The sequence below is a fragment of the Streptomyces sp. NPDC004752 genome (assembly GCF_053601275.1).
The window spans coordinates 53,895-79,487 of sequence record NZ_JBSGBN010000016.1 but is presented as its reverse complement, the minus strand read 5'-3'; the positions used below and the strand labels follow the sequence as shown (position 1 = coordinate 79,487).

The 25,593-nt window shown below is 71.2% G+C and carries 25 protein-coding genes and 2 pseudogenes; 11 read left to right on the top strand and 16 right to left on the bottom strand.

Translation table 11 applies throughout. The annotated features are described in order from the left end of the window. Positions 1-3: 3 nt before the first annotated feature. Positions 4-408 carry a hypothetical protein gene (locus ACWEKM_RS09610; protein ID WP_451620594.1) on the bottom strand — a complete coding sequence of 135 codons (405 nt, stop codon included), beginning with the start codon at positions 406-408 and terminating at the stop codon, positions 4-6. A 141-nt stretch (positions 409-549) separates the two neighbouring features. On the opposite strand from ACWEKM_RS09610, the gene ACWEKM_RS09605 reads away from it, so the two are divergent. From ACWEKM_RS09605 to ACWEKM_RS09595, 3 genes are all read left to right on the top strand, one after another. Then, positions 550-1,302 (top strand): hypothetical protein, encoded by a 753-nt coding sequence (locus ACWEKM_RS09605; RefSeq protein ID WP_451620593.1) that lies wholly within the window; start codon positions 550-552, stop codon positions 1,300-1,302. A gap of 196 nt (positions 1,303-1,498) precedes the next feature. Next, positions 1,499-1,720: a hypothetical protein gene (locus ACWEKM_RS09600; RefSeq protein WP_451620592.1), complete on the top strand. Its 222-nt coding sequence runs from the start codon at positions 1,499-1,501 to the stop codon at positions 1,718-1,720. Continuing rightward, positions 1,717-1,932 (top strand): hypothetical protein, encoded by a 216-nt coding sequence (locus ACWEKM_RS09595; RefSeq protein WP_451620591.1) that lies wholly within the window; start codon positions 1,717-1,719, stop codon positions 1,930-1,932. Before ACWEKM_RS09600 ends, ACWEKM_RS09595 begins: the two co-directional genes overlap by 4 nt. 81 nt (positions 1,933-2,013) lie before the next feature. Here ACWEKM_RS09595 and ACWEKM_RS09590 read toward each other — a convergent pair whose 3' ends face one another. After that, positions 2,014-2,373, bottom strand: coding sequence for a VOC family protein (locus ACWEKM_RS09590; protein ID WP_451620590.1), 360 nt, complete (start codon positions 2,371-2,373; stop codon positions 2,014-2,016). A 185-nt stretch (positions 2,374-2,558) separates the two neighbouring features. Here ACWEKM_RS09590 and ACWEKM_RS09585 point away from each other — a divergent pair, with 185 nt between their 5' ends. From ACWEKM_RS09585 to argF, 4 genes are all read left to right on the top strand, one after another. Then, positions 2,559-4,037 carry a 3' terminal RNA ribose 2'-O-methyltransferase Hen1 gene (locus tag ACWEKM_RS09585; RefSeq protein ID WP_451620589.1) on the top strand — a complete coding sequence of 493 codons (1,479 nt, stop codon included), beginning with the start codon at positions 2,559-2,561 and terminating at the stop codon, positions 4,035-4,037. Next, positions 4,034-6,577 carry a polynucleotide kinase-phosphatase gene (locus ACWEKM_RS09580; protein WP_451620588.1) on the top strand — a complete coding sequence of 848 codons (2,544 nt, stop codon included), beginning with the start codon at positions 4,034-4,036 and terminating at the stop codon, positions 6,575-6,577. Before ACWEKM_RS09585 ends, ACWEKM_RS09580 begins: the two co-directional genes overlap by 4 nt. Positions 6,578-6,853: 276 nt before the next feature. Beyond that, positions 6,854-8,077 carry an arginine deiminase gene (locus ACWEKM_RS09575; protein ID WP_451620587.1) on the top strand — a complete coding sequence of 408 codons (1,224 nt, stop codon included), beginning with the start codon at positions 6,854-6,856 and terminating at the stop codon, positions 8,075-8,077. A gap of 177 nt (positions 8,078-8,254) precedes the next feature. Further along, positions 8,255-9,262 carry an ornithine carbamoyltransferase gene (argF, locus tag ACWEKM_RS09570; protein WP_451620586.1) on the top strand — a complete coding sequence of 336 codons (1,008 nt, stop codon included), beginning with the start codon at positions 8,255-8,257 and terminating at the stop codon, positions 9,260-9,262. 108 nt (positions 9,263-9,370) lie between these two features. Here the strand turns inward: argF and ACWEKM_RS09565 are convergent, their stop codons facing one another. The 3 genes and pseudogenes from ACWEKM_RS09565 to ACWEKM_RS09555 form a co-directional block, all read right to left on the bottom strand. Continuing rightward, positions 9,371-9,823, bottom strand: a complete 453-nt coding sequence (locus ACWEKM_RS09565) for an ATP-binding protein (RefSeq protein WP_451620585.1) — start codon at positions 9,821-9,823, stop codon at positions 9,371-9,373. Positions 9,824-10,217: 394 nt separating this feature from the next. After that, a complete protein-coding gene (locus ACWEKM_RS09560; RefSeq protein ID WP_451620584.1) occupies positions 10,218-11,030 on the bottom strand; it encodes a PaaX family transcriptional regulator in 813 nt (270 codons plus the stop codon). A 15-nt stretch (positions 11,031-11,045) separates the two neighbouring features. Beyond that, positions 11,046-11,258, bottom strand: a pseudogene (locus ACWEKM_RS09555) (AMP-binding enzyme); the annotation flags it as partial. Positions 11,259-11,287: 29 nt separating this feature from the next. Between ACWEKM_RS09555 and ACWEKM_RS09550 the strand changes: the two are divergent. Then, positions 11,288-11,419: pseudogene (locus tag ACWEKM_RS09550) on the top strand (RidA family protein); the annotation flags it as partial. Positions 11,420-11,555: 136 nt separating this feature from the next. On the opposite strand, the gene ACWEKM_RS09545 reads toward ACWEKM_RS09550, so the two are convergent. Beyond that, on the bottom strand, positions 11,556-11,729 hold the full coding sequence (locus ACWEKM_RS09545; protein WP_451620583.1) for a DUF5999 family protein: 174 nt from the start codon (positions 11,727-11,729) through the stop codon (positions 11,556-11,558). Between the two features lie 251 nt (positions 11,730-11,980). On the opposite strand from ACWEKM_RS09545, the gene ACWEKM_RS09540 reads away from it, so the two are divergent. After that, entirely contained in the window at positions 11,981-12,406 is a 426-nt protein-coding gene (locus ACWEKM_RS09540) for a DUF6299 family protein (protein WP_451620582.1), read from the top strand. A gap of 149 nt (positions 12,407-12,555) precedes the next feature. On the opposite strand, the gene polX is transcribed toward ACWEKM_RS09540, so the two are convergent. Continuing rightward, positions 12,556-14,319: a DNA polymerase/3'-5' exonuclease PolX gene (gene polX / locus ACWEKM_RS09535; RefSeq protein WP_451620581.1), complete on the bottom strand. Its 1,764-nt coding sequence runs from the start codon at positions 14,317-14,319 to the stop codon at positions 12,556-12,558. Positions 14,320-14,397: 78 nt separating this feature from the next. On the opposite strand from polX, the gene ACWEKM_RS09530 reads away from it, so the two are divergent. Together ACWEKM_RS09530 and ACWEKM_RS09525 are read left to right on the top strand one after the other, a co-directional pair. Further along, positions 14,398-14,754, top strand: coding sequence for a hypothetical protein (locus ACWEKM_RS09530; protein ID WP_451620580.1), 357 nt, complete (start codon positions 14,398-14,400; stop codon positions 14,752-14,754). A gap of 304 nt (positions 14,755-15,058) precedes the next feature. Then, on the top strand, positions 15,059-15,376 hold the full coding sequence (locus ACWEKM_RS09525; protein WP_451620579.1) for a hypothetical protein: 318 nt from the start codon (positions 15,059-15,061) through the stop codon (positions 15,374-15,376). Positions 15,377-15,578: 202 nt separating this feature from the next. Here ACWEKM_RS09525 and ACWEKM_RS09520 read toward each other — a convergent pair whose 3' ends face one another. The 9 genes from ACWEKM_RS09520 to ACWEKM_RS09480 are packed head-to-tail and all read right to left on the bottom strand — an operon-like array spanning position 15,579 to position 25,585. Further along, on the bottom strand, positions 15,579-17,171 hold the full coding sequence (locus tag ACWEKM_RS09520; RefSeq protein WP_451620578.1) for an ABC transporter ATP-binding protein: 1,593 nt from the start codon (positions 17,169-17,171) through the stop codon (positions 15,579-15,581). A gap of 9 nt (positions 17,172-17,180) precedes the next feature. Continuing rightward, complete coding sequence (locus ACWEKM_RS09515) at positions 17,181-18,041, bottom strand: ABC transporter permease (RefSeq protein ID WP_451620577.1); 861 nt, start codon at positions 18,039-18,041, stop codon at positions 17,181-17,183. Then, entirely contained in the window at positions 18,038-18,991 is a 954-nt protein-coding gene (locus ACWEKM_RS09510) for an ABC transporter permease (RefSeq protein ID WP_451620576.1), read from the bottom strand. Before ACWEKM_RS09510 ends, ACWEKM_RS09515 begins: the two co-directional genes overlap by 4 nt. Beyond that, a complete protein-coding gene (locus ACWEKM_RS09505; protein WP_451620575.1) occupies positions 18,988-20,547 on the bottom strand; it encodes an ABC transporter substrate-binding protein in 1,560 nt (519 codons plus the stop codon). Before ACWEKM_RS09505 ends, ACWEKM_RS09510 begins: the two co-directional genes overlap by 4 nt. Positions 20,548-20,569: 22 nt before the next feature. Next, positions 20,570-21,364, bottom strand: coding sequence for a class I SAM-dependent DNA methyltransferase (locus ACWEKM_RS09500; protein ID WP_451620574.1), 795 nt, complete (start codon positions 21,362-21,364; stop codon positions 20,570-20,572). Positions 21,365-21,377: 13 nt separating this feature from the next. Then, positions 21,378-22,622 carry an MFS transporter gene (locus ACWEKM_RS09495; protein ID WP_451620573.1) on the bottom strand — a complete coding sequence of 415 codons (1,245 nt, stop codon included), beginning with the start codon at positions 22,620-22,622 and terminating at the stop codon, positions 21,378-21,380. Beyond that, positions 22,606-23,664, bottom strand: coding sequence for a mandelate racemase/muconate lactonizing enzyme family protein (locus tag ACWEKM_RS09490; protein ID WP_451620572.1), 1,059 nt, complete (start codon positions 23,662-23,664; stop codon positions 22,606-22,608). Before ACWEKM_RS09490 ends, ACWEKM_RS09495 begins: the two co-directional genes overlap by 17 nt. Next, positions 23,661-24,761 carry a PLP-dependent cysteine synthase family protein gene (locus ACWEKM_RS09485; protein WP_451620571.1) on the bottom strand — a complete coding sequence of 367 codons (1,101 nt, stop codon included), beginning with the start codon at positions 24,759-24,761 and terminating at the stop codon, positions 23,661-23,663. Before ACWEKM_RS09485 ends, ACWEKM_RS09490 begins: the two co-directional genes overlap by 4 nt. Next, the gene (locus ACWEKM_RS09480; protein WP_451620619.1) at positions 24,758-25,585 is read right to left on the bottom strand and encodes a Rossmann-like domain-containing protein; all 828 of its coding nucleotides are present in this window, start codon (positions 25,583-25,585) and stop codon (positions 24,758-24,760) included. The genes ACWEKM_RS09485 and ACWEKM_RS09480 overlap by 4 nt, the downstream gene beginning before the upstream one ends. Positions 25,586-25,593: the final 8 nt, after the last annotated feature.

Here is a 25,593-nt window from a genome sequence, read left to right as displayed (position 1 = left end):
CGGTCAGCCGAGGGCCCGCCGCATCACGGTAAGCGGGTCCAACTCGGGAAACCGCTCCCGTACCTGTTCCTGTGCTTGAGAGATCAGGTCATCGAGGAGGACGGGGGCGACGCTCCACAGCACGTCACGCAAGTACGGAACCACTTCGGAAGGGTCGGGCGGTAGATCCAGTTCGACAGCAAGCGGTGCGCCCTCGCTCTTGTAGCGCCCCGCAGGCAGCCCGACCTTTTCGGGGTGGACGCAGACCGGTGTTCCGTCGCTCAAGTACCGGTGCCCGTCGGCCTTGTTGAACGGGCATTCCGGGGTCGGGCGCTCGAACACGTCGAACTCCCCGACCGGGTGGACGCGCGACGGGCACACGCCGCACGCCAGGTGGTACACGTCGCCGTTCACGAAAGGCTCGGGCATGTCCGGAGCCTAGCTGTCACCACCTCCGCAGACGCCCGTTTCGGACCCTACCGCCCCCTCTCGGGGACGAGCGCCGAGACGGGTTGCAAGACCCGTTGCGGGGCCGCCGGGCGCGTTCAGCAAGGGATGAGGGACCAACCCATGGTGCGCACCGTGCAAGGTTCCGCCCGCCCCGTCCGGGTGCTGCACCAATGGCGCACGGGCGGGTCGGCCCTTTCCCTCTCGCACAGAAAGCTGAGTTGTGCCCGCTCTCGTTCCCTACGTCACCGCTACAGCAATGAGCTTGGCCCCCGTGAGGCAGATATGTGCGTGGAGGTGCCGCGTAACGGCATCCCTCATCTTGCCTATCTGCACCCCCGTCCCGAGGACCGTGACGCGCACGGCAACCTGTGGGCCCGCATGACCAGGCCGCCCGAGGACGAGCGCGGGCATGTTCTGTGGGCTTGCATGGACCCGTTGCGGCAGCGCGAATGCATGGAAGGGCTGCTGTGTCAGGTCTGCGCGAAACCGGCAGAGACGGACGAGGGCACCGTATTCGTTGAGTGGCAGCGTCCATGGGAGGAACCGAAGCCACTCAACAGGATCACGACCGACGCGCCGCCCGTATGCCGATCTTGTCTGCCCTCGTCGCTGCGGCGCTGCCCGTTCCTGCGAGGTGAAGAGAGCGTGCGGGTGCTGCTGGTCCGTAAGTCCGTGTTAAGCGGCGTGTCGGGAACGCTCTACCGCGTCAGAGATGATCTAGCGCGCTGGGTTCCGTCCGAGCAAGACGCGTATTCCAGCTTCAACAAGCCCCGCCATCCCGGGATGCTCGCGCAACGGCTGTACCGCAAATTACGGGGCGTGACGGCCCTAGACCCGGACGAGCTTCCGCCCATGCTGGCATCGACGCTCTGACGCTTGTCCAAAACGAAAGCGCCCCGAGGGACCGATTAGGCCCGGTCCATCGGGGCTTGCCGAGACAGCTAACACAGGAGCTGAAACGACCATGCGTGACTCTATCGCCCATGCACTGCTTTGGGTGCTGCGGCTGTTGTTGCCCCCTCGCGGGAAGCGCCGAGCCACCTCCGCCGTGTCTCCGGTGACCACGTCCGTGACCCGCGCCGAATCCCCCGCCGCGTGGTCTCGTCCCTGGCGAGGACCAAGCGCAGACGACGCACGCGCCATCTTCCACGCCGAGGAAACCCGCTCGCTCACCCCGGAACAACGCGAACGATGGTGGGCCGCCGCGTTCTCCGAAATCGGCGTTGACTACGACTTCCCCACCATCAACATCACCGGCGTCCGCAGCAAGCGTCAGGGGGTCGCAGCGTGACCGCCGCTATGTACATAGCTGCGCTCTCCGGTTCCGCACCCGAGCCCCACGGCGCGGCGTGCTGCCGCTGTCGTCAGTGGACGTACGCCCCCGTTCCGGTGCGGTACATCGAGCGGCAGAGCGGCCCCGGAGCGACCCTGTACGCCTGCCCGAGCCACGCCGTGGCGCTCGGCGCGGGACCGACCCCCGAGGACGAGCTACGCGCCCCGTAGACGGGCGCCGAGACAGCAAAACGCCCCGTGCGGCCAAGTGCCGTGCGGGGCCCTGTCGTTGGCGCTGACGTGCGCGTATCCTCAGAACTGGTAGTCAGACGTGTTGGGGTCGGCCAGGACGTGCCAGTTCTCGGTGCCGGTCTGGCCGATGTCGACGGGCCTGGCGCCGAGCGCGAGCAGTCGTTCCAACTCGGCGTCCTGGTCGCGGTCGGTGGCGTTGACGTCGATGTGCAGTCGGAGCTTCCCGGGCCGCGGGTCGCTGCTGGGGCTGAGCACGAGGGTGGGCTGCGGTCCGCCGAAGCCGGCGTCGGGCGGCCCGATCTCGATGCTTCCGTCGTCTTCCCGGCCGAGTTCGACGTAGCCGAGGACCTCGCTCCAGAACGCGGCGAGCCGGTCGGGGTCGGCGACGTCGATGACCAACTCGCTGATGCGGCATGCCATACCCGTCAGTGTACGTGTACGTATACGCATGCGTACGTCGTCGCTTCGGGACACGGGGATCGACCATCGGCAGGTTCAGGCCCACTCGGTGTCCCGCGGGACGCCTGGCGGCACGGCGGGTGCCCTTCGTCGTCCGGAGGTAATTCAATACCGTCGTGGGTCCGCCGACACCCATACTCGGTCATGTGTTCCTGACGATCTCCACCACCGGTGACGCGACCAACCCTGCCACTGACCTGGGCTTCCTGCTGCACAAGCATCCCGACAAGGCGCAGACGTTCTCCACCTCCCACGGCACCGCACACGTGCTCTACCCGGAGGCGGACGCGCGGCGCTGCACGGCAGCGCTGCTGCTTGAGGTGGATACGGTGGCGCTGGTGCGGCGCGGGAGGACGAAGGGCCGCGGCGGCGCTCCGGACGCGGCGCTCGCGCAGTACGTCAACGACCGCCCGTACGCGGCCTCCTCACTGCTCGCAGTGGCCCTGGGCAACGTCTTCTCCACCGCCATGCGGGGCGTGTGCCGGGCCCGCCCGGAGCGGGCCGCCGAGCCGCTGCCGCTGCGCGTCGAGGTCCCGGCGCTGCCCGCACGCGGCGGCCCCGACCTGGTACGGCGGCTCTTCGAGCCGCTCGGGTGGACGGTGACGGTCGAACCGGTCGCGCTGGACGCCGAGTTCCCGGAATGGGGCGATTCGCGGTACGTCCGTCTCGTCCTGGAGTCGCGGACCCTGACCCTCGCCGAGGCGCTGCGCCACCTCTATGTCCTGCTCCCCGTCCTCGACGGCGCCAAGCACTACTGGGTGGCGCCCGACGAGGTCGACAAGCTGCTGCGTGCGGGGGAGGGCTGGCTGCCCGGCCACCCGGAGCAGAAGCTCATCGCCGACCGCTACCTCTCCCGCCGCTGGTCGCTGACCCGGCAGGCGATGGAGCGGCTCGAACTGGTGCGGCTCGCCGAGGCCGACGACAGCGAGGTCGAGGAGATCGACAACGCGGTCGCGCAGGAGACGGAGGCCGAGCAGGAGACGGAGGCCGAGCAGAAGCCGACCCCGCTCGCCGTGCTGCGCCGGGAGGCGATCCTGGACGTGCTGCGGCGCTCCGCCGCGACCCGCGTCCTCGACCTCGGCTGTGGACAGGGCCAGTTGACGCAGGCGCTGCTGAAGGACCCTTCCTTCACCGAGATCGTCGGCGTCGATGTGTCGATGCGGGCGCTCACCCTCGCCTCCCGGCGGCTGGGACTGGACCGCATGGGCGAGCGCCAGGCTTCCCGCGTGCAGCTGTTCCAGGGCTCGCTCGCCTACACCGACAAGCGGCTCAAGGGCTACGACGCCGCCGTGCTCAGCGAGGTGATCGAGCACGTCGACCTGCCCCGGCTGCCCGCCCTGGAGTACGCGGTGTTCGGCTCCGCCCGCCCGCGTACCGTCCTCGTGACCACCCCGAACGTGGAGTACAACGTCCGCTGGGAGACCCTCCCGGCCGGACGCGCGCGCCACGGCGACCACCGGTTCGAATGGACCCGTGAGGAGTTCCGCGCCTGGGCCCGGGCGGTGGCCGAACGGCACGGCTACGACGTGGAGTTCGTGCCCGTCGGAGCGGACGACCCCGAGGTCGGGCCGCCCACGCAGATGGCCGTGTTCACACGTGTCGTGAAGGAGGCGAAGGCAGCATGACCGAGACACCGTACAAGGGACGGGCCCTCCCCGTCACCGACCTCTCCCTCGTCGTGCTCGTCGGCGCCACCGGCTCCGGCAAGTCGACGTTCGCCCGCCGTCACTTCAAGCCCACCGAGGTCATCTCCTCGGACTTCTGCCGCGGCCTGGTCGGTGATGACGAGAACGACCAGGGAGCCACCCGGGACGCCTTCGACGTCCTGCACTACATCGCCGGGAAGCGGCTGGCCGCCGGCCGCCGCACCGTCGTCGACGCCACCAGCGTGCAGCAGGACAGTAGACGGCAGTTGATCGAACTGGCCAGGAAGCACGACGTCCTGCCCATCGCCATCGTGCTCGACGTGCCCGAGGAGGTGTGCGCCGAGCGCAACGCGGCCCGCGCCGACCGGGCCGACATGCCGCGCCGGGTCATCCGTCGGCACACCCGTGAACTGCGCCGCTCGCTCAGGCACTTGGAGCGTGAGGGGTTCCGCAAGGTGCACATCCTGCGCGGGGTGGACGAGATCGAGGCCGCGAGCGTCGTCACCGAGAAGCGCTTCAACGACCTCACCCACCTCACCGGCCCGTTCGACATCATCGGCGACGTCCACGGCTGCTCCGCCGAACTCGAAGCCCTGCTAGCCAAGTTGGGCTACACGGACGGGGTGCACCCGGACGGCAGGACCGCGGTGTTCGTCGGCGACCTGGTCGACCGCGGCCCGGACAGCCCGGCCGTGCTGCGCCGGGTCATGGCGATGGTCGCCGCGGGCAGCGCGCTGTGCGTGCCCGGCAACCACGAGAACAAGTACGGCCGCTATCTCAAGGGCCGCAGAGTCCAGCTCACCCATGGGCTCACCGAGACCGTCGAACAGATGGCGAAGGAGAGCGAGGAGTTCCGGCAGCGGGTACGGGAGTTCATCGACGGACTCGTCAGCCACTACGTCCTGGACGGCGGGCGGCTCGTCGTCTGCCACGCGGGACTGCCGGAGAAGTACCACGGACGGACGTCCGGGCGGGTCCGCTCGCACGCCCTGTACGGAGACACCACCGGCGAGACCGACGAGTTCGGGCTGCCCGTGCGCTACCCGTGGGCGGAGGACTACCGGGGCCGGGCGGCCGTGGTCTACGGGCACACACCGGTACCCGAGGCGTCCTGGCTGAACAACACCATCTGCCTGGACACCGGCGCGGTCTTCGGCGGCAGGCTGACCGCGCTGCGCTGGCCGGAGCGTGAACTGATCGACGTACCGGCCGAGCGGGTCTGGTACGAACCGGCGAAGCCGCTGCGGGCAGAGGCGCCCGGCGGGCGGGACGGGCGTCCGCTCGACCTCGGCGATGTGCGCGGCCGACGGGCCGTCGAGACCCGGCAGGCGGGCCGGGTCGCGGTGCGCGAGGAGAACGCGGCGGCGGCGCTTGAGGTCATGAGCCGGTTCGCGGTGGATCCGCGGCTGCTGCCGTACCTCCCGCCGACCATGGCGCCGACGGCCACGAGCCGGGTCGAGGGCTATCTGGAGCACCCGGCCGAGGCGTTCGCACAGTACGCCGAGGACGGTGTCGCGCGGGTCGTGTGCGAGGAGAAGCACATGGGCTCGCGGGCCGTGGCCCTGGTGTGCCGGGACGCGGACGCGGCGCGCGGGCGGTTCGAGGCGCACCGGGTGACCGGGGCGCTGTACACCCGCACCGGACGGCCGTTCTTCGACGACGAGGCCATGACCGAGCAGATCCTCGGGCGGCTGCGGTCGGCGGTCGACGCGGCCGGGCTGTGGGACGGGCTGGACACCGACTGGCTGCTGCTGGACGCGGAGCTGATGCCGTGGTCGCTGAAGGCGTCGGGGCTGCTGCGCAGCCAGTACGCGGCCGTGGGCGCCGCGGCCGGGGCGGTGTTCCCGGGCGTGCTCGCGGCGGTGCAGGGCGCGGCGGCGCGCGGTGTCGACGTGGCCGGGCTCCTCGCCCGCCAGCGGGAACGGGCCGCCGACGCGGCCGCGTTCACCGACGCGTACCGGCGCTACTGCTGGTCCACGCAAGGTTTGCACGGGGTGCGCCTTGCCCTGTTCCAGCTCCTCGCCGTGCGCGGGCGCAGCCTGGCCGGTCTGCCGCACGACGAGCAGCTCGCCCTGATCGACCGGCTCGTCGAGCACGACGGGAGCGGGCTGCTGCAGGCCACGCGCCGGCTGTACGTGGACACCGGGGACCCGGAGTCGGTGCGGGCCGGCGTCGACTGGTGGCTTGAGCTGACCGGGCGGGGCGGCGAGGGCATGGTCGTCAAGCCGGTGGCCGCGCTGGCGCGCGACGGGCGGGGCCGGCTGGTCCAGCCCGGCATCAAGTGCCGGGGCCGCGAGTACCTGCGGATCATCTACGGTCCCGAGTACACCCGTCCGGACAACCTCGCCCGGCTGCGGCAGCGGTTCCTGAACCACAAGCGGTCGCTGGCGCTCCGCGAATACGCGCTGGGCCTGGAAGCGCTGGACCGCCTGGCGGACTCCGAGCCGCTGTGGCGGGTGCACGAGGCGGTGTTCGCGGTACTGGCGCTGGAATCAGAACCGGTCGACCCACGCCTGTGAGCACGGCCGGTGCGGGTAGTCGCCGGGCACCCCCGGTCGTTGGAGGGCCCGGCAGGCGCGCCGTGGGGCCGCCGCGTGCTGCTGGGCCGTGTCCGTGAGCAGCGCATCCCTCGGCGCCCGACGCGGCGGGTGTCCATCTGTTCCGGGGGGTGCCCACCGGTTTCCATCACGCAGACGGTGAACGCGCACCCGATTGTCGTCAATGAGACGAAAATAACAGCGGGCGGAACGGTCGGAGCAAGGGTGAATACGGTTCCCGACGGCCAGGATGGAGGCATGGGATTCCATGTCGACTCCGAGGCCGGGCGGCTGCGCCGCGTCATCCTGCACCGGCCGGATCTGGAGCTCAAAAGGCTCACCCCCAGCAACAAGGACACCCTCCTCTTCGATGACGTGCTGTGGGTGCGCCGGGCGCGTGCCGAGCACGACGGGTTCGCCGATGTGCTGCGCGACCGTGGGGTCGCCGTCCATCTCTTCGGCGACCTGCTCACCGAGACCCTGGAGGTTCCGCAGGCCAGGAGCCTCGTCCTGGACCGGGTCTTCGACGAGAAGGAGTACGGCCCGCTCGCCACCGACCACCTCCGGGCCGTCTTCGAGACCCTGCCCGCGCGCGACCTGGCCGAGGCCCTGGTCGGCGGCATGACCAAGCGGGAGTTCCTGGACGCGCACGAGGAGCCGACCTCCGTCCGCTTCCATGTGATGGACCTCGATGAGTTCCTCCTCGACCCGCTGCCCAACCATCTCTTCACCCGCGACACCTCCGCCTGGATCTACGACGGGGTCTCCATCAACGCCATGCGCTGGCCGGCCCGGCAGCGTGAGACCGTGCACTTCGAGGCGATCTACCGGCATCATCCGCTCTTCCGCGGCGAGAAGTTCCACACCTGGTCCGAGGGGCAGGCCGACTACCCGTCCACCATCGAGGGCGGCGATGTCCTGGTCATCGGCAACGGCGCCGTCCTCATCGGCATGAGCGAGCGCACCACCCCGCAGGCCGTGGAGATGCTCGCGCACAAGCTCTTCGCCGCCGGCTCGGCGCGGACGATCGTCGCGCTCGACATGCCCAAGCGGCGCGCGCTGATGCATCTCGACACCGTGATGACGATGGTCGACGGCGATGTCTTCACCCAGTACGCCGGGCTCGGCATGCTCCGCTCGTACACCATCGAGCCGGGCGCCGTCGACAAGGAGCTCAAGGTCACCGACCATCCGCCGGAGCATATGCACCGCGCGATCGCCGCCGCCCTCGGTCTGAGCGAGATCCGCGTGCTGACCGCGACCCAGGACGTGCACGCGGCCGAGCGCGAGCAGTGGGACGACGGCTGCAACGTCCTGGCCGTCGAGCCCGGGGTCGTCGTCGCGTACGAGCGGAACTCCACCACCAACACGCATCTGCGCAAGCAGGGCATCGAGGTGATCGAGATCCCGGGCAGCGAGCTGGGGCGCGGCCGGGGCGGGCCGCGCTGCATGAGCTGCCCGGTGGTCCGGGATGCCGTATAGGGACTGCGCCATGGAGAGGTCGGAGAGGTCGGAGCGATCGGAATGGCCGGAGCGGTCGAAGCGGTCGAAGCGGTCGTATGGTTGCATATAAATGCCATGTATCGTATAGACTTCCATGGTCTTCCGTAGTGCCCCCGTTGTAGTGCCCCCCGTTCTCGTATCCCTGGAGCGCCCCTCATGGCGACAGTCCCGACCGCCCTCGCCGGCCGCCACTTCCTCAAGGAGCTGGACTTCACCGGGGAGGAGTTCCGCGGCCTGATCGAGCTGGCCGCCGAGCTGAAGGCCGCCAAGCGGGCCGGGGCCGAGAGGCGGCAGCTGACCGGAAAGAACATCGCGCTGATCTTCGAGAAGACCTCGACCCGCACACGCTGCGCGTTCGAGGTCGCGGCGGCCGACCAGGGCGCGCACACCACCTATCTGGACCCGGCCGGCTCGCAGATCGGGCACAAGGAGTCCGTGAAGGACACCGCCCGGGTGCTCGGCCGGATGTACGACGCCATCGAGTACCGCGGCCACGGCCAGGGCGTCGTCGAGGAGTTGGCCGCATACGCCGGGGTCCCCGTCTACAACGGCCTCACCGACGAGTGGCACCCCACACAGATGCTCGCCGATGTGCTCACCATGACCGAGCACAGCGACAAGCCGCTGCCCCGGATCGCCTTCGCCTACCTCGGGGACGCCCGCTATAACATGGGCAACTCCTACCTGGTCACCGGCGCCCTGCTCGGCATGGACGTCCGTATCGTCGCCCCCCGGCTGCTGTGGCCGGACGAGACGATCATCGAGGTGGCCCGGCAGCTCGCCGGTGCCTCCGGCGCCCGGATCACGCTCACCGACGAGGTGAAGGAGGGCGTGCGCGGCGCCGACTTCATCGCCACCGACGTATGGGTGTCGATGGGCGAGCCCAAGGAGGTCTGGGACGAGCGCATAGCGCTGCTCGGCCCGTACGCGGTGACCATGGACGTGCTGCGCGCCACCGGCAACCCGGACGTCAAGTTCCTGCACTGCCTGCCGGCCTTCCACGACCTCGGCACCGACGTCGGCCGTGAGATCCACGAGCGGCACGGGCTGACCGAACTGGAGGTCACCGACGAGGTCTTCGAGTCCGAGTACTCCGTCGTCTTCGACGAGGCGGAGAACCGGATGCACACGATCAAGGCGGTTCTGGTGGCCACCCTGGCCTGACCGCCGCACCCTTCCCCACAGGAAGGGTGTTCTTCGCCGTGGGGCGCCTGGCGTACCCCGGCTACGGCCGCCGGCACTCCGCGCTCGCCCGGTCCGCCCGCGCCGAGGTCATGTCCGACGCCGCTGACGCGGTACCGCGGGCAGTCTGAACCACACCGCCTTGCCCGACTCGGTGGGGCGGTGACCGCAGGACGAGCTGAGGGTCCGGATCAGCAGCAGCCCGCGCCCGCCCTCCTGCCACACATCGGGCTCCTCGACACTCGGCCGGGTCAGATTGCCGGGCGGCGCCGGGTCCGGATCGTGCACCTCGACCTGGCAGCCGGACGGCCGCACCTCCACCACCAGCTCGATCGGGCCCCGCCCGGTGGCGTGCTCCACCGCGTTGGCGACCAGCTCCGCCGTCAGCAGCTCCGCGGTGTCGCGGTCGGCCATGGGCTCCCGCTCCGCCAGGGCGTTGCGCACCAGGGCACGGGCGACCGGCACCGCCGCGGTGGTGTGCGGTAGCGCGATGCGCCAGGAGGCGAAGGCGGAGGGGCGTTCGTACACGATGGGTCCGTTCATGGAGCAGGCTGTCCAGCTTGCAACCTCAAAGAGGGTACGGTGCCCGCCCACAGAGAGCTTGGACAGGTACCGCTCGGGACCTTCGGCCCCCGATACGAGGCTGTCTACCCGGGCCGATGGTCCGCCTCGCGCCTCCGGTCACCTTGTTACCGCCCCATGGTCGAGCCGTGACCGACGTGGCCGGATCCGGACGCTCCCACGGCCGCCGCCCGCGGACCGGGCGCACGGACGTCCCCAAGCCCCGGCTCACACTCCGCGCGGGGTGATCCGGCCCAGGCCGTGCACGGACTGTTCGGTCGCATCCCCGGGGGACCTCACGATCGCCGCACGGTGCGCGGGCGGTGTGCCAATGTCCTTGCCGCCGGAGAAGAGGATCGGGTTCAGGTGGCGGAGATCATGTCCCGACGAACTCGGCCCCCGCGTCCCGCAGTCGCGCGTGCAGCGCGTGGAACACCTCCGCCGAACGCGCGCCCGGCCAGCCCGCGGGCAACAGATGCGCCGGCAGCCCGGGATCGGTGTAGGGCAGGTGCCGCCAGGAGTCCAGGGCCAGCAGGTAGTCGCGGTACGCCTCGGCCGGCGGGGTGTCCGCCCGCCGCTGCCAGGCGTGCAGCACGGGCGCGTGCGTGTCCAGGAACGCCTCGTGTTCCTTGGCGAGGGCGGCCAGGTCCCACCAGCGGGCGACCGCCTCCACGGTGGGCGCGAAGCCGAGGTGTTCGCCGCGGAAGAGGTCGACATACGGGTCGAGTCCCAGCCGCTGGAGGGTGTGCCGGGTCTCCTCGTGCAGCCGCGCCGGAGCGATCCACACCCCGGGCGCCGCCGTGCCGAAGCCCAGGCCCGCCAGCCGGGAGCGCAGCATATGCCGCTTCTGCCGCTCCGACTCCGGCACCGAGAACACGGCCAGCACCCAGCCCTCGTCCCCGGGCGGCGCGGACGCGTAGATGCGCAGATCCCCGTCGTCGAGCAACTGCCGTGCCACCGGCGAGAGTTCGTAACCGGCCGCGCCTCGCTCCGTGCGGGCGGGCAGCAGCAGCCCGCGCCGTTTCAGACGGGACACCGACGAGCGCACGGACGGCGCGTCCACGCCGACCGCGGCCAGTAGCCGGATCAGCTCGGCGACGGGCACCGGACCGGGCATGAAGCGGCCGTACGCGCCGTAGAGCGTGACGATGAGGGACCGGGGGACGTGCTGCTCGGACACGTTGATCATCTTAGGTCTTTGTGATCATGGCGGGTCACCCCGGCTACGCAGGCGGAAACGCTGGAGCTTGCCGGTCGCCGTGCGCGGCAGCGCGTCGAGGAAGACGATCTCCCGCGGGCACTTGTACGGCGCCAGCTCCGACTTGACGAAGGCCCGTAAGGCGTCGGGATCCCGCTCGGCGCCCTCCGTCAGCACGGCGTACGCCACCACGACCTGGCCGCGCGCCGCGTCGGGCCGAGCCCGGCCGGGTCGACCGCCCGCTCGTCGCGGAACTCGGCCGCATCTGGCGGCGGTTGGCGGGCCGGACCTATCCGGTGATGGCCGTCGTCGAGGTCGTACGCCGCTGGGACGACCGGGCGATGGTGGAACTCGACGGCTTCGCGCTGCTCCTGCGGTAGCGCTCCGCTGGGCCGGCGGTGGCGGGTCGTCGTGCGTCTGCCGCGTCGTCGTGGCTGGTTGCGCAGTTCCCCGCGCCCCTTTGGGGCTGCTGTTGTGGCTGGTTGATTGGTTCCGTGCGCTCCTTGGGGGCTTTGCCTACGCGGCCGGGGTGAGGCGGTGTGGGGGGATGACGCTGCCGTCGGGGTGGAGTTCGCCCGTGTCGTCGAAGTGGATCGTTCCGTCGCACAGCAGGCTCCAGCCCTGTTCCGGGTGGGCGGCGACGATGTGCGGGACGCTGTCGGCGTGGCACGGGGAGAGCTGGGTACACATGGCAGACCTCCGCGTCGGATATGACGACTGCCCGGCGGCCTGAGCGCCACCCGGCATACCCAGACCATGCAACGGCCGTGAACGCCCCGGAACGGCCGGTCGGGAAGTGTGACAACACGCGGACAACACCCCGACCGCCCCGCGACAGTCATGACGCGCCACCGATGGGGTGACGGTCACCGACCGGGCCCCCGCCACCCGGTATGACCTGACACAACCCCCACCACCCCCATGATTCCGGGAGGTACCCCATGCCCGTACGCACCGCCCTCGGCACTGCCGCCGCCGCGCTGCTGCTCGCCGCGGTCGCGCCGATGACCGCCGCCGCCGGCTCCTACGAGAGCGTCACCGTCGCCCGCGTCGGCCGCGTCGACGTCGACGGCACCGTCGTCCTCACCGGTACCTACCGGTGCCGCGCGGGCATCGGCCCGGTGTTCGTCAGCTCCTCGATCAGCCAGGGGTCCGCGTCGGTCCGACACGGCATCGGCGGCACCCGGGCGTTGTGCGATGGCGCCGAACACCGGTGGGTGAACTCCGGCAAGGTGTCGTCGAAGCGGACCTCCCCCGGGGCGGCACACGTCGAGGCCACCGTCATGGAACTGCGCCCGCAGGGAGGTCTGCCGCTGCCGTACTTCCACGCCACCGGGCAGCGGGACGTGACGCTCGTCGCCAACTGACCCGCGATCCCCGGGCGCCCCCCCCAGGGATGCGGAGTGTGGCCACGGTCGGCGTGGGCCGCGACCGGAGTTCGGGGTGCCGCTTGCGCCCGTCCGGCGCCCTGACGGCGAACCGGACGGGCCGCGGGGTCACCGGACGGGCCGCGGGTTCATACGCGGGACCGCCGTCCGGTCCGCTCCTTGCGCAGAAAGCGTCGCAGGCGGGTCTCCGGCCAGGTGTTGATCACATCGTCCGCGGTGAGCCAGCCGCGCTGTGCCGTACCCACGCCGTAGCGCATGTTGGCCAGGTGGAGAACGGAATGCGCGTCGCTGTCGACGGCGAACTTCACTCCGTGCCGCCGGGCCCGCAGGATGTCCTCGTCGCGCAGGTCCAGCCGGTCGGGGTGGGAATTGATCTCCAGGGCGGTGCCGGTGCGCGCGCACGTCGCGAAGACCTCGTCGAGGTCGGCGTCGATCGGCGGTCGCTTGCCGAGGATGCGGGTGGTGGGGTGACCGATGATGTTGACATACGGGTTCTCACAGGCCCGCACGATCCGCCGGGTCACCGCCCCGCGGGGCTGGTTGAAGTGTGAGTGCACCGAGGCCACGCACAGGTCGAAGCCGGCCAGGAACTCCTCGGGCCAGTCGACGTCGCCGTCCGGGTCGATGTTCAGCTCCACGCCGTGCAGCAGCCGCATTCCGCGCCGCCTGCCCCGCCCGCCGCCGTACGCGCCGTCGAGTTCCCGCACCCGCTCGCGCTGGGCCAGAATCCGTTCCTCGGTCATCTGCTGCATGTACAGGTTCGGCCCGTGGTCGGTGATCGCGTAATAGGCGTAGCCGCGCTCGGCGGCCGCCTGCGCCATCTCCTCCAGCGGCGCGAGCCCGTCGGTCAGATCGGTGTGCGTGTGCAGATCGCCCCGCAGGTCCGACTCCCGCACCAGGTCGGGCAACGCGTCGCGCAGCCCGGCCTCGATCTCCCCGCGGTCCTCGCGCAGGGGCGGCGGGATCCAGGGCAGCCCGAGCCGGGCGTACACCTCCTCCTCGGTCTCGGAGACGATCTTCTTTCCGCTCTCGACATCGAACAGGCCGTATTCGGACAGCTTCAGCCCCTCGTGCACCGCCAGCTCCCGGGTGCGGATGTTGTGTGCCTTGGAGCCGGTGAAGTACTGCAGCGCCGCGCCCCAGGAATCCGGCGGTACCACCCGCAGATCGACGGCCAGCCCTTTGACGGTGCGTACCGAGGTCTTCGACGGGCCGTGCGCGATGACCTCGGTGACGTACGGCAGACCGGTGAAGGCGTCCATCAGCGGGCCCGACTCCTCGGCCGCGATCAGGACGTCGATGTCGCCGATCGTCTCCCGCACGCGGCGCAGCGAGCCGGCGTAGGCGCAGCGGCGGCAGCCGGTCACCTGGGACAGCTCTCCGACGATGGCGTCGGCGAGGTCCAGGGCCACATCGAGCAGGACCCGGCCGCCGGCGGACTGCAAAAGCTCGACGCCGTGCAGAATGTTCTCCTCGGTTCTCGGCCCGAAGCCCTTCAGATCGCGTAGTTTCTCGGCGTGGATCGCGTCGACCAGCTCGTCCACCGAGGAGATGCCCAGTTCTTCGTAGACGGCCAGCGCCTTCCTCGGACCGAGCGTGGGGATGGCCGTCAGCCGCCGGACTCCGGCGGGGATCTTCGCGCGCAGTTCGTCGACCGCGGACACGCTGCCGGTACGGAAGTACTCGGCGACCTTCTCCGCGATCGACGTACCGACACCGGGGATCTCCCGCAGCCCCTTGGCATCGAGCGTGGACACGTCGGCGTGGTAGCCGCCGATCGCGCGCGCGGCCTTTTCGTAGACGCGCGCCTTGTAGGCGTCTCCACCGGTGATCGAGATCAGGTCCGCGTACTCCTGGAACAGCGCCGCGACCTCGTCGTTGGACCGAGCCATTCTTCCCGAGTAGGCAGGAACGCCCGGTTCATTCCTCCCCGTGCGGGCCGGTCACCCGGTGTGGGCCGGGAGCCCGCCGTGCTGGTCACGCCGGTGCGGGCGGGGGAGCCCGCCGCGCCGGTCGGTCCCGTCGATCTCCCTCCCGCCGATTTCCCTGTCCGGCGGCGTTCGAGGGGCGCGGGTGGGCATGAGCGGCTCGGCAAGGGGCATTCAGTAGCTATGGAAGGCGCGCCCGTGATTGTTCAGCCGCCGAACTCTGACGGCGGCAGGCGGGTCACGATTCGCGGCGAGTACGTCGGCACCGCGTATCACCTGCTCGATCTGGTCGAGTTTCTGCGCCGAACCGGCCTGCCCGAGACCGACACGACGCTCGACGACCCGGACCTGATCGAGTGGCGCGGCGGCGGACCGAAGGCCTGGACGGCGACTGAGTGACCCCACCTGCGGTTACCGGCGGATACCGGCGAGTACCCCCATGGGGTGCCCTATGCCGCCGGCAGCCTCACCGGATGATCCGCGCCATGCCCTCCCAATCCAATCCCGATCCAACCCGATCCAAACCCAATCCCATAGGGCGGCGCTGACGTACTGAAGGTAGAGACGCGGCACAGGGAATGCCCGAATGCCCGAATATGCGGGGCCGCGCTTGCAGCAGGCCGTCTGCTCCCCGTGGCTGCGGTCATCCCTCTCGTGTCGCTGAGAGTCGTCCAAGGCGAGGGAAGAGAAGGGTGCATCCGTCATGCGAGCGCAATACGCGAGGCGCGTCGTCGGGGCGTCCGCGGCCGGCATCCTGGTGGCCGCCGGTGCCGCGATCGGCGCGGCAGGCACTGCCGCGGCAGCAACCCCCACCGTGCACACCCGGGTGACCACCGACCGGTGTTTTGACCGCGACTGCTTCGACCGCTTCGACCACTTCGGCCGCTTCGACCAGGGTGGGTTCTGCTTCAACAACCCTGAGTTCTGTTTCGGCAACGGCTTCGACCATGGCTTCGGCTTCGGTGACCGCTTCGGTGACCGTTTCGACAACGGAGCCGTCGTGATCATCGCAGCCCGGTAACGGTCTCCGCAGACACAGCAAGGCCGCCGGCTTGGCGGCCCGCAGGGACCTGGGCTGTGCTCGAAAGTCCCAGAGAAGTGCCACGGATGCCGCCGCACCCCCACTTCTGCCCCGCTGCCTTGCGGGTCAGGGGGCTGTGGCGGCAGGTGGCTGCGCTGGTCTTCGCCGGCACTCCGTGCCCGGACCGCTCGGTCGGCGGCGGTCAGGTGCCCGTTCCCGCCTCCAGGCGTGTCGAGGTCTCCATCAGCGACACGGTGAACGGGTGGCTCGGTGCGGTGAGGACTTGTCGGGCCGGTCCCTGTTCGACGAGTTCGCCGGCGTTCAGGACCGCGATGCGGTGGGCCAGTGCGGCGGTGTCCAGGTCGTGGGTGATCAGGACCAGGCTGAGGTCGTCGCGGTCGCGGAGCAGGGTGGTCAGGATGCCGAGGATGCCCCGGCGGGTGATCGTGTCGAGGCCGGAGGTGATCTCGTCGCAGACGAGGATGCGGGGGCGGGCCAGCAGGGCGCGGGCGAGGGCGGCGCGCTGGAGTTCGCCGCCGGAGAGCTGCCCGGGACGTCGGTGGACCAGGTCCTCGGGGAGACCCAGGCCGGCCAGGGTGGCCAGGGCCTCCTGTACGGCGGCGGAGGACTCCGTGCCGCGCAGCCGGATCGCGGTGCGGGCGATCTGTTGCAGGACGGGTCGGTGCTCGTCGAAGGCGGCCCGCGCGTCCTGGAAGACGTACTGCACGGCTGCCAGTTGGGCGCGATCGCGGTGGCGCAGGCTGCGCGGCAGCGGTGCGTCGTCGAGGAGGATCTCTCCGTCGTGGCCGCGGTGGAGCCCGGCGAGGCAGCGGGCGAGGGTGGTCTTGCCGCTGCCGGAGCGGCCGATGACGGCCAGGCATTCGCCCGCGTGCAGGTCGAGTTCGGGGATGCGCAGTGCCTCGGTCGTGCCGCCTGTGGTGTTGCGGTGGCGGGCGGTCAGGTCGCGTATCCGCAGGGCGGGACGACCGGTCGCGCTCACCGGCTGCGTGAACTGCGGCTGTTCGGAGAGCAGTTCGCGGGTCCATTCGTGCCGGGGCGCGAGCCACAGGCGCCCGACCGGGCCCGACTCCACAACCCGGCCCGCCCTCATGACGATCACCTCCTCGGCGAGGACGCGTACGACGTCCAGGTCGTGGCTGAGCAGGACGACGGCGATGCCGCGTGCCGCCACGGCGGCCAACTGGTCGACGACACGGCTCTTGGTCAGGGCGTCCTGACCGGTCGTGGGCTCGTCGGCGACGATGACACGGGCGCCGAGCATGAGGGCTTGGGCGAGGACGACGCGTTGCTGCTGGCCGCCGGAGAGCTGGTGCGGGTAGCGGCGCAGCAGGGGCTCGGCGTCGGGGAGTTGGGCCTCGGCGAGGGCGTGCAGGAGGCGTTCGCGGGCCGCCGTCCGGCGTCGGCCACGGGGCAGGTGACGCACTTGGGAGCGGGCGATGTCCGTCAGGAGGGCGGAGATTCGGCGGGCGGGGTTGAGGACACCGGCCGGGTGCTGGGGGACATAGCCGACCAGGCCGTCGGCCGCCAGGCGCACATCGCCGCTGACGTGGGCGCCGGGTGGGAACTCGCCGAGCAGGGCGAGGCCGGTGGTGGTCTTGCCGCTGCCGGAGGCTCCCACCAGGGCGGTGATCCTGCCGGGCACTGCCTTGAGACTCACCCCGTCGACGATCGCCCTGCCACCGATCTCGACGCGCAGGTTGCGGATCTCGGCCACGGGATTCCCGTCGGTGGCGGGCGTGCCGACGTGGCCTGCGGTGTCGTTTGTGTGGTTCATGGGCGTGCTTCACTTCCTGCTTTTGCTCTGGACGGCCTCGCCCCGGCCACGGATCTGCTTGCCCCGATCCCCGTCGTGTCGGTGGCCGCCCGCGAGCGCGGCGTCGAAGAGCAGGTTGGTGCCCATGGTGAGGGCGATGATCAGCACAGCGGGGACGACGACCGCCCAGGGCTGGACGAACAGGCCGGTGCGATTGCGGTCGACCATGACGGCCCAGTCTGCGGCGTCAGGGGCGACCCCGACGCCGAGGAAGGCGGCCGTGGAGACCAGGTACAGCACGCCGGTCAGCCGGATTCCGGCGTCGGCGGCCAGGGTGCGCAGCATGGCACGGCCGACGTAGCCGACGGCGATCCGCCACCAGGTCTCGCCCTGCATCCGGAGTGCCTCGACCGCAGGGCGGGCGGCGGCCTCGGTGGCGGCGGCGCGGACGAGGCGGGCCGTGTCGGGCACGTTCACCAGTGCCACGAGCAGGGCCAGACCGACGGCGCCGGGGGAGAACACGGTGGCGGCCAGCAGGATCAGCAGCATCGACGGTACGGCGAGCAGGACGTCCAAGGGGCGCATCAGCAGCTCCTCCAGCCAGCGGCGATGGGTGAGCGCGCCGACCAGACCGACGGGAAGTGCGACGAGATACGACAGGGCGGTGGCGGCGAGCGCGGTCAGTACGACCGGCCGGCCGCCGTGCAGGACCTGCTGCCACACGTCCCGGCCCACGAAGTCGGTGCCGAGCCAGTGACCGGCGCCCAGGGTGAGGGACGCGGACCGCGGGCCCGGTTCACCTGCGAACACAGGGCCGATCAGGGCGAGCACGAGAGGGACGGCAACGACCGTCACACCGAGGGCGAAGCGGGCCGTACGCGCCTTGCTCATGCGGCCACCCCCGCCCGGGGCGCGAGCCGATGGGCGACGAGATCCGCGCCGAGGTTCAGTACGACGGTCAGTACGCCGAACACCACGGCGAGCCCCTGGACCACCGGAACGTCGCGTTCGGCCACGGCGTTGAGCAGAACGGTGCCGAGGCCCGGAATCACGTACAGGGCCTCCACGACGATGACGCCGCACAGCAGCCAGTCGATGGTGCGGGCGAGTTGCTGCGCGGCGGGGGCGAGGGCGTTCGGCAGGGCGTGGGCGTAGTGGACGCGGGCGCCGGAGATGCCGTAGCGGCGGGCCTGGGCCACGTAGGGGGAGGCGAGCGCGTCGATCATGCCGGCCCGCACCAGGCGGGACAGGGAGCACACCGGGCGGGCCAGCAGGACCAGCACGGGCAGGACGAGGGCGACGGGGTGGCCGAGCAGGTCGGTGCCGTAGCCGACGGCGGTCGGCGGCAGCCAGCCCAGACGGAGTGCGAGGACGGTCACCAGCAGCACGCCGAGGGCGAATTCGGGCACCGCGTACACGGCGAGCGTGACCGAGTTGATCAGCCGGTCGGCGAGGCGGCCGACGTGCCGGGCGGCGAGCACGCCGAGGCCGAAGCCGATCGGGACGAGCAGGGCCACGGTGAGCGCGGTCAGCAGCAGGGTCGGGCCGAAGCCGTCGGAGAGGTACCGGGCGACCGGGCGGCCGGAGGTCAGGGAGGTGCCGAGGTCGCCGTGGAGCAGGCCCGTCGCCCAGTCGGTGAGCCGCTCGTACGCGGGCCGGTCGAGATGCATGGCCTCACGGATGGCGGCGATCCGGGCGGGGTCGGGCTGGTCCCCGGCCAGGACGACGGCGGCGTCGCCCGGCAGCGCCTCGGTGAGCGCGAAGACCAGCAGCACCACGGCCACGGTCTGTACGGCGCCGAGCAGCAGCCGACGGGCGACGAAGGAACGCATTCCGTTCACGCGAGCCAGACCTTGTCGAAGCGGGCCCAGTCGAGTGTGTTGGCGGGGGCCTCGGTCTCAACCCCCTTCACATTGCGGGCGGTTCCGAGGATCCAGTCGCCGAACCCCCAGACGAGGAAGCCGCCTTCGGCGTACAGGCGGCGCTGCATCCGCTCGTAGATTGCGGCCCGTTCGGTCTCGTCGCGAGTGGACTGGGCCTGCTGGTAGAGGGCGTCGAAGTCCTTGTGCTGCCACTTGGTGGCGTTGGTGGTGGAGTCGGTGAGCAGGCGCTGGGAGATGTGGGACTCGATGGGCATGGCGCCGGAGCGGTAGCAGCACAGGGTGCCGTTGTCGAGGATGTCGGCCCAGTAGGAGTCCTTGCTGCCCGTCTTCACGTCGATGGTGACGCCCGCCTTCTTCGCCTGGTCGCGGAAGATGCTCGCCGCCTCGGTGAAGCCGGCGGCGACGGCCGAGGTGTCCAGGGTGACCTTCAGGTTCTCGGCGCCGGCCTGCTTGAGCAGGGCGCGGGCCCGGTCGAGATCCTGCTCACGCTGGGGGAGGGCGTCGGCGTAGTACTCGTAGCCCTTGCCGAACAGGTCGTTGCCGATCACGCCCGCGCCGGACAGGGCGCCGTCGAGAAGTTCCCCGCGGTCGGCGATGAGGAAGAACGCCTGCCGAACCCGCTTGTCGTCGAAGGGCGGCCGGTCGGTCTTCATGCAGAACGCCTGCATGACACTGTTGCGCAGCCGCACGATCTCGATCTGTCCCTTGCCCTCGTGGGCCCGGGCGGTGGTGGGGTTGAGCTCGTGGGCGTACTCGACCTGTCCGCCGAGGAGGGCGTTGACGCGGGCGGACTCCTCGCTTGCGACGACGAGTTCGAGCTCGTCGAGGTGCGGGGCGCCCTCCCAGTAGTCGTCGTGGCGGCGGAAGACGGCCGAGCGGCCGGGCCTGAAGGAGACGAACCGGAAGGGGCCGGAGCCGATCGGCTTCTGGTCGAAGTCGGAGGCGTTCTCCGGGACGATGTAGGCGCCGAACGCGGCCAGGATGTTGGGGAATTCGGCGGTGGGGCGCTTGAGGACGAACTCGACCGACCGTCGGCCGGTGGCGCGGCTGGCATCGAGGTCGATGGGTTCCAGGGACGCCTTGGCGCGGAACGCCTGGTCGGGGTCGGCGATGCGGCGGTAGCTGTAGAGGACGTCCGCGGCGGTGACCGGTTTGCCGTCGTGGAAGGTCGCCTCGCGCAGGGTGACCTGCCAGCGGTCCAGGGTCTTGTTCGCCTCCCACTTCTCGGCGAGGCGGGGCCGGGCGGACAGGTCGGCGCCGTAGTCGGCGAGCTTGTCGAACAGTGCCTTCGCGCGGGCGACGTCGGCGAACAGGTTCGCCAGATGCGGGTCGAGGGTCTCGCTCGCGCCGCCGCCCGCGAACGCGGCACGCAGCCGTCCGCCCCGCTTCGGTGTGCCGTCGTCCTTGGCGCCGGAGTCCTCGCCGCCACCGCACCCGGTGAGGGCCAGCGCGCCCAGCGAGGTGGCGGCGAGGAAGCCGCGGCGGCGCAGGCCGGGGAGACGTTCGTCGTTCATGGATGTCCCTTGAAGTGTGAGGTCAGCGGGTGGAGTTGAGACGGGCGACGACGTGCAGCCGGTCTCCGTCCGTCGTGTCGCCGGGCAACTGGCCTTCCTGCCAGGGCGGTTCGGTGCGCGGGCCGGGCCCGTCGTGGAGTTCGAGGACCTCGAAGCCGTGCGCGGTCAGCAGATGGCACAGCTCCTGCGGGAACAGCAGCCGCCACGCGGAACGCTGCTCGACCGGCTCCGACTCGTCGGCGATGGTCCATACGCGGGTACGGCGCAGGAGTTGGGCCGTGCGGTCCAGGGTGAGCGTGGTGGTGGAGCGGTAGGCACGACCTCGCCAGGTGAACTCGTTGACGGTGGGCGCATCGAGCAGGTCGGTGCGGCCGAGGAAGTAGGCGCCGTTGCGTATCTCCGCGACCAGCAGACCGTGGGGTGCCAGGGCGAGGCGGCACGATGTCAAGAAGGCGTCGAGCTGGTCGTTGGTGTGGCAGTACAGCAGGGCACTGTCCAGGCAGACGACGGCGTCGAAGACGCCCCGGCCCAGGTCGAATCCGCGCAGGTCGGCGTGGACGTACTCGGGGCCGGGGTGGTGGGTGCGGGCGTGGCCGAGCATCTCCTCGGAGATGTCGGCGCCGGTGACCGAGCGGCCGGCGTCGTGCAGACGGGAGGCGTCGCGTCCGGTGCCGCAGCCCATGTCGAGCACGCGCGCTGCCGCGCCGTACCGGCGCAGGCAACCCTCCGCCCAGCGCCCGGCCAGCCGTTCGGGATCGGGGAAGCGGGCCTCGTACAGGTCGGGGTTGTCGGTGAGCAGGTTGCGCAGCGCGGGCATCCCGTGTCCTTCCTCAGACCGTCGCCGGTACGGCGGGCTTGTGTGGCGTCGGCAGTGAGCCGAGGCGGTGCAGCCAGACCACGCCCAGCGCGGAGGCGAGCCCGAACAGGGCGCAGCAGGCCCACGGCAGCCAGCCCGCGTCGGTCTGTTCCCCGGCGTCCATGGCCCAGCCGACGACGGTGTTGCCCACGGCGGCGGCGATGCCGGAGAGCACGTAGAAGACGCCGTAGTAGGTGCCGGTCAGTTCGGAGCGGCCGAAGTCGGGGATCAGTTCCATCACGAACGGCTGGGTGACCATCACCCCGAGGTAGAGCATCAGGGCGCCGACGAGGACGGGCAGGGTGCGCAGCACCGGACTGCCCGAGGCTCCCGTCACCAGGGCGGGCGGCACAAATGCCAGCGCCATGAGGCCCAGCCCCGAGGCGATCCAGCGCGCCCGGTTCCCGCGCTCTTTGAGGGCACGGGTGATGCGCAGTTGCAGTGCCAGGTTGGTGAGGGTGCCGACGACGAAGACGAGCCCGGCGGCGCCGTCCCAGCCGGTGGCCTCGCGGGCTCCGTCGGGCAGCAGCAGGTACAGCTGATTCTCCAGGGTGAACATGCCGACCATGGCGAGCGCGAAGGCGAGGAAGGCACGGTTGCCCACGACCTCACGCCAGTCGGAGAGGACCGTGCCCTTGCCGGGTTCGACGTCCCGGGCGGGCAGCACGAGGGCCTGCGCGACGGTGAGGACGGCGAAGATGCCGGCGGCGGTCAGCGCGGACGTGCGGAAGTCCATGAGGAGCAGCGCGCTGCCCAGCAGCGGGCCGATCAGGGCGCCGGTGGTGGCGAACACGTTGAACAGGGCGAACGCCTCCGCCTTGCGCCCGTCCGCCTCCTGGGCGATGTAGGTGCGCACAGCCGGGTTGAACAGTGCTCCGGCGAGCCCGCTGAGCACGGACGCGGCGACCAGTACGGCCAGGTCGTCGCCGAGCGCGAACAGCGCGAACCCGACGGTCCGCAGGGCGCACCCGGCGATGATGACTCCGCGCGCGCCGAGCCGGTCGGAGGCGGAGCCGCCGATGATGAACAGGCCCTGCTGGCTGAGGTTGCGCACCCCGAGGACGATGCCGACGACGGCCGCCGACATGCCGAGGTTCTCGGTGAGGTGGGTGGCGAGGTAGGGGATGAGGAGGTAGAAGCCGGTGTTCACGCCGAGCTGGTTGACCAGCAGGAGCTGGACGGCGAGCGGGAACCGGCGCATCTCACGCCACGTCCTCATACGTCCCCACCTCCTGAACTCCCAGGCCGGGCCGGTCACTTGCCTGCACGAAGCCGTCCGCGCCGCCGATCCCGGTCCATGGGTCGCGGGCGAGCAGCAGGTGTCCGTCGAGGTCGGCCCAGCGGGCCCGGTCGGCGAGGTGCACGGCGGGCGCGAGGCCGAGGCTGCTGGCGGCCAGGCAGCCCAGCATCAGCTCCGTGCCGGTGCCGTCGACCAGCGCGGCGATGCGCAGGGCGGCGTGCACCCCGCCGCACTTGGCGAGCTTGACGTTGACGCCTTGCACGCGTCCGGCCAGGCGGCGGACGTCGTCGATGTCCACGGCGTCCTCGTCGGCGATGACCGGAAGGGGTGAGCGTTCCGCCAGCGCGCCCAGTTCCTCCGGGGCGCCCGGCGCGAGCGGCTGTTCGACGGCCTCGACACCCAGGTCGGCGAACCGGGGCAGCAACTCCCGGGCCTGTGCCGAGGTCCATGCCCCGTTGGGGTCGAGGAGCAGTCGGACCCCGGGCGCGGCGTCGCGGATGACGCGCACGCGCTCCACGTCGTCCGCCGGATCGGGAGACCCTGCCTTGACCTTGATGACCTCGAAACCGCTCGCCGAGAGGCGGCGGGCCTGTGCCGCCGCGTGGGCGCGCGAGGTGATGCCGATGGTGCGGGCGGTGGCCGCGACCGGTGGGGCAGGGGCACCCAGGAGCCGGTGGACGGGACTGCCCGCACGCCTGCCGACGAGGTCGAGCAGTGCCGCCTCGACGGTGGCGGTCACCGCCGGCGGAGTGCTGCCACCGGCCAGCTCGCCCCCGCGCAGGGCGTCCAGCGCGCTTTCGGGGTCGGGGAAGCGGAGAAGATCCACGGCGACGGCAGCGAGGAGCCTTTCCAGGGTGTCGGCGTCGAGGCGGTAGTAGACGCTGGTGACTGCTTCGCCGTAGCCCCGCACGCCTTCGTGGTCGATGCTCAGCCATACGGCGTCGCGGGCGGTCATGGTGGAGCGGGAGATGCGCAGCGGCTCGGCGAGTTCGAGGCGTACGGTGCGCAGGCTGGCTTTCACGGGATCCTTTCCTGGTGGGGTACGGCTTTCGGCGGGCTCTTCAGCGGGTCGGTGACGCGGGTGCAGCGCACCCAGCCGACGGCCTCGGCCGCGCATGGGTGCGGGATCTCCATGGGCCGGGTGGCCGCCGTGGCCGGGTCGAGGCCGTGGGCTGCGGCGAAGTCGTCGTCGTAGACGGTGCCGAGATAGCGGTGCGGGCCGTCGGGGAAGACGGTGGCGACGACCGCGCCCGGGTGGACGCGGGCGACCCAGGCGGCGACGCGGGCGACGGCGCCCGTGCTCCAGCCGCCGCTGACGAAGCTGCCGTGGGCCAGGCGGCGGCAGCTGTCGACGGCTTCGGCGGGGCCGACCCAGTGGACCTCGTCGAAGGCGTCGTAGGCCACGTTGCGCGGGTGGATGCTGCTGCCGAGGCCGCGCATCAGCCGTGGCCGGGCGGGCTGGCCGAAGATGGTGGAGCCGGTCGAGTCGACGCCGACCAGCCGAAGTGCGGGCCAGCGCCGGCGCAGGGGGCCGATGATCCCGGCGCTGTGGCCGCCGGTACCGACGCTGCACACCAGGAGGTCCAGATGGTCGAGCCGGTCGACGAGTTCGGCGGCGAGCGAGGCGTAACCGGCACTGTTGTCGGGGTTGTTGTACTGGTCCGGCCAGTACGCGCCGGGGAGCGCTGCCAGCAGTTCCCGCAACCGTGCGAGCCGTGCCGCTTGCCAGCCGCCCTGATCCGCCGGGCGGTCCACGATCTCCAACCGCACTCCATGGGCGCGCAGCAACTGCCGCATGGACGGCTCCAGTTCGCGGTCGCCGACGAGGACGACGGGATGGCCGAGAGCCTGACCGGCGAAGGCGAGCCCGATGCCGAGGGTGCCGGAGGTGGACTCCACCACCGGTGCGCCGGGCCGCAGTTCGCCGCGCTCCCGGGCGCCCAGCAGCATCGACACGGCGGCCCGTGCCTTCATGCCGCCCGCCGCGAGCCCTTCGAGCTTGGCCCAGAAGCCGGGGTGCGGGCCGGGCAGGTCGGTGGTGACGCGGACCAGAGGCGTGCGACCGAGCAGGGCGAGCAGCTCCGGGCGGGCCGCAGGGCGCAGGGCGGTCGCGGTCACCGGGTGCCTCCCGCGTCGCCGGCCCGGTAGTGGTGGACGGTGCCGGGGCCCCCGTCCAGCCAGAAGAAGGGGTACGGCTCCGCGCACACCGCGCTCACGCCGTGGCCCAGGAAGCGGGGCGGCACGGCGCTGCCCGTCTGGGCGAACATCACCAGCTGCTTGCCGTGCGTCAGCGCATGCTGCCGCAGCGGTTCGAACGTGCCGTTGCCCAGTGTCATCCCGGACACCAGGAGGGCGTCGCAGCGGCCGGCCTCGGCGAGCGCGTCGGTGACGACCGCCTCGCCCCACTCGGTCAGCCCGCCCTTGAGGTCACACGGCACATAGCCCAGCCCGCTCGAACGCAGCGCCTCCAGCAGGGAGTTGACGACCCCCACCACCAGGACGACGGAGCCCGGCCGCAGATCGAGCAGTTCGACGACGGCCTTCGCCCGAACACGGGACTTCTCCAACGAGGTTCCGGCGGGCAACGGGACGGGACACGCGCCGTTCTCCGGAGTGTGCGGGGTGATGTGCATCAGGTAGGCGTCCAGCGCGGCCACCCGAACGGGCAGCAGGGGATGTTCCAGCAGTCCGGCCAGTTCGGCGCCCGCGCACTCCTCGACCGTATGGTCGGGAAGCGCCCCCGGTTCCACCGCGCACGAGCCGACCGCGCTGCCCAGACGCAGGCTGAGGACCTCGTTGTGGTAGCCGGTGCCGCGCCCGTCGTGTCGTACCGCCTGCCGTGTGGTGAACGCCACGGCGATCCGCAGCGAGGCCGGATCCGGACCCAGCCCACCGGCGCGGACGCGCACCAGGAGTTCGTCGAACGTCGTCGTGCGGGACATGCCGGTGA

Coding starts and splice junctions, on each gene's coding strand:
- ACWEKM_RS09515 (WP_451620577.1), bottom strand. CDS start 18,041: ATGAGCAAGGCGCGTACGGCCCGCTTCGCCCTCGGTGTGACGGTCGTT.
- ACWEKM_RS09580 (WP_451620588.1), top strand. CDS start 4,034: ATGACCGAGACACCGTACAAGGGACGGGCCCTCCCCGTCACCGACCTC.
- ACWEKM_RS09520 (WP_451620578.1), bottom strand. CDS start 17,171: ATGAACCACACAAACGACACCGCAGGCCACGTCGGCACGCCCGCCACC.
- ACWEKM_RS09500 (WP_451620574.1), bottom strand. CDS start 21,364: ATGCCCGCGCTGCGCAACCTGCTCACCGACAACCCCGACCTGTACGAG.
- ACWEKM_RS09540 (WP_451620582.1), top strand. CDS start 11,981: ATGCCCGTACGCACCGCCCTCGGCACTGCCGCCGCCGCGCTGCTGCTC.
- ACWEKM_RS09610 (WP_451620594.1), bottom strand. CDS start 408: ATGCCCGAGCCTTTCGTGAACGGCGACGTGTACCACCTGGCGTGCGGC.
- ACWEKM_RS09545 (WP_451620583.1), bottom strand. CDS start 11,729: ATGTGTACCCAGCTCTCCCCGTGCCACGCCGACAGCGTCCCGCACATC.
- polX (WP_451620581.1), bottom strand. CDS start 14,319: ATGGCTCGGTCCAACGACGAGGTCGCGGCGCTGTTCCAGGAGTACGCG.
- ACWEKM_RS09495 (WP_451620573.1), bottom strand. CDS start 22,622: ATGAGGACGTGGCGTGAGATGCGCCGGTTCCCGCTCGCCGTCCAGCTC.
- ACWEKM_RS09560 (WP_451620584.1), bottom strand. CDS start 11,030: ATGATCAACGTGTCCGAGCAGCACGTCCCCCGGTCCCTCATCGTCACG.
- ACWEKM_RS09525 (WP_451620579.1), top strand. CDS start 15,059: ATGCGAGCGCAATACGCGAGGCGCGTCGTCGGGGCGTCCGCGGCCGGC.
- ACWEKM_RS09480 (WP_451620619.1), bottom strand. CDS start 25,585: ATGTCCCGCACGACGACGTTCGACGAACTCCTGGTGCGCGTCCGCGCC.
- ACWEKM_RS09505 (WP_451620575.1), bottom strand. CDS start 20,547: ATGAACGACGAACGTCTCCCCGGCCTGCGCCGCCGCGGCTTCCTCGCC.
- argF (WP_451620586.1), top strand. CDS start 8,255: ATGGCGACAGTCCCGACCGCCCTCGCCGGCCGCCACTTCCTCAAGGAG.
- ACWEKM_RS09575 (WP_451620587.1), top strand. CDS start 6,854: ATGGGATTCCATGTCGACTCCGAGGCCGGGCGGCTGCGCCGCGTCATC.
- ACWEKM_RS09590 (WP_451620590.1), bottom strand. CDS start 2,373: ATGGCATGCCGCATCAGCGAGTTGGTCATCGACGTCGCCGACCCCGAC.
- ACWEKM_RS09605 (WP_451620593.1), top strand. CDS start 550: ATGGTGCGCACCGTGCAAGGTTCCGCCCGCCCCGTCCGGGTGCTGCAC.
- ACWEKM_RS09565 (WP_451620585.1), bottom strand. CDS start 9,823: ATGAACGGACCCATCGTGTACGAACGCCCCTCCGCCTTCGCCTCCTGG.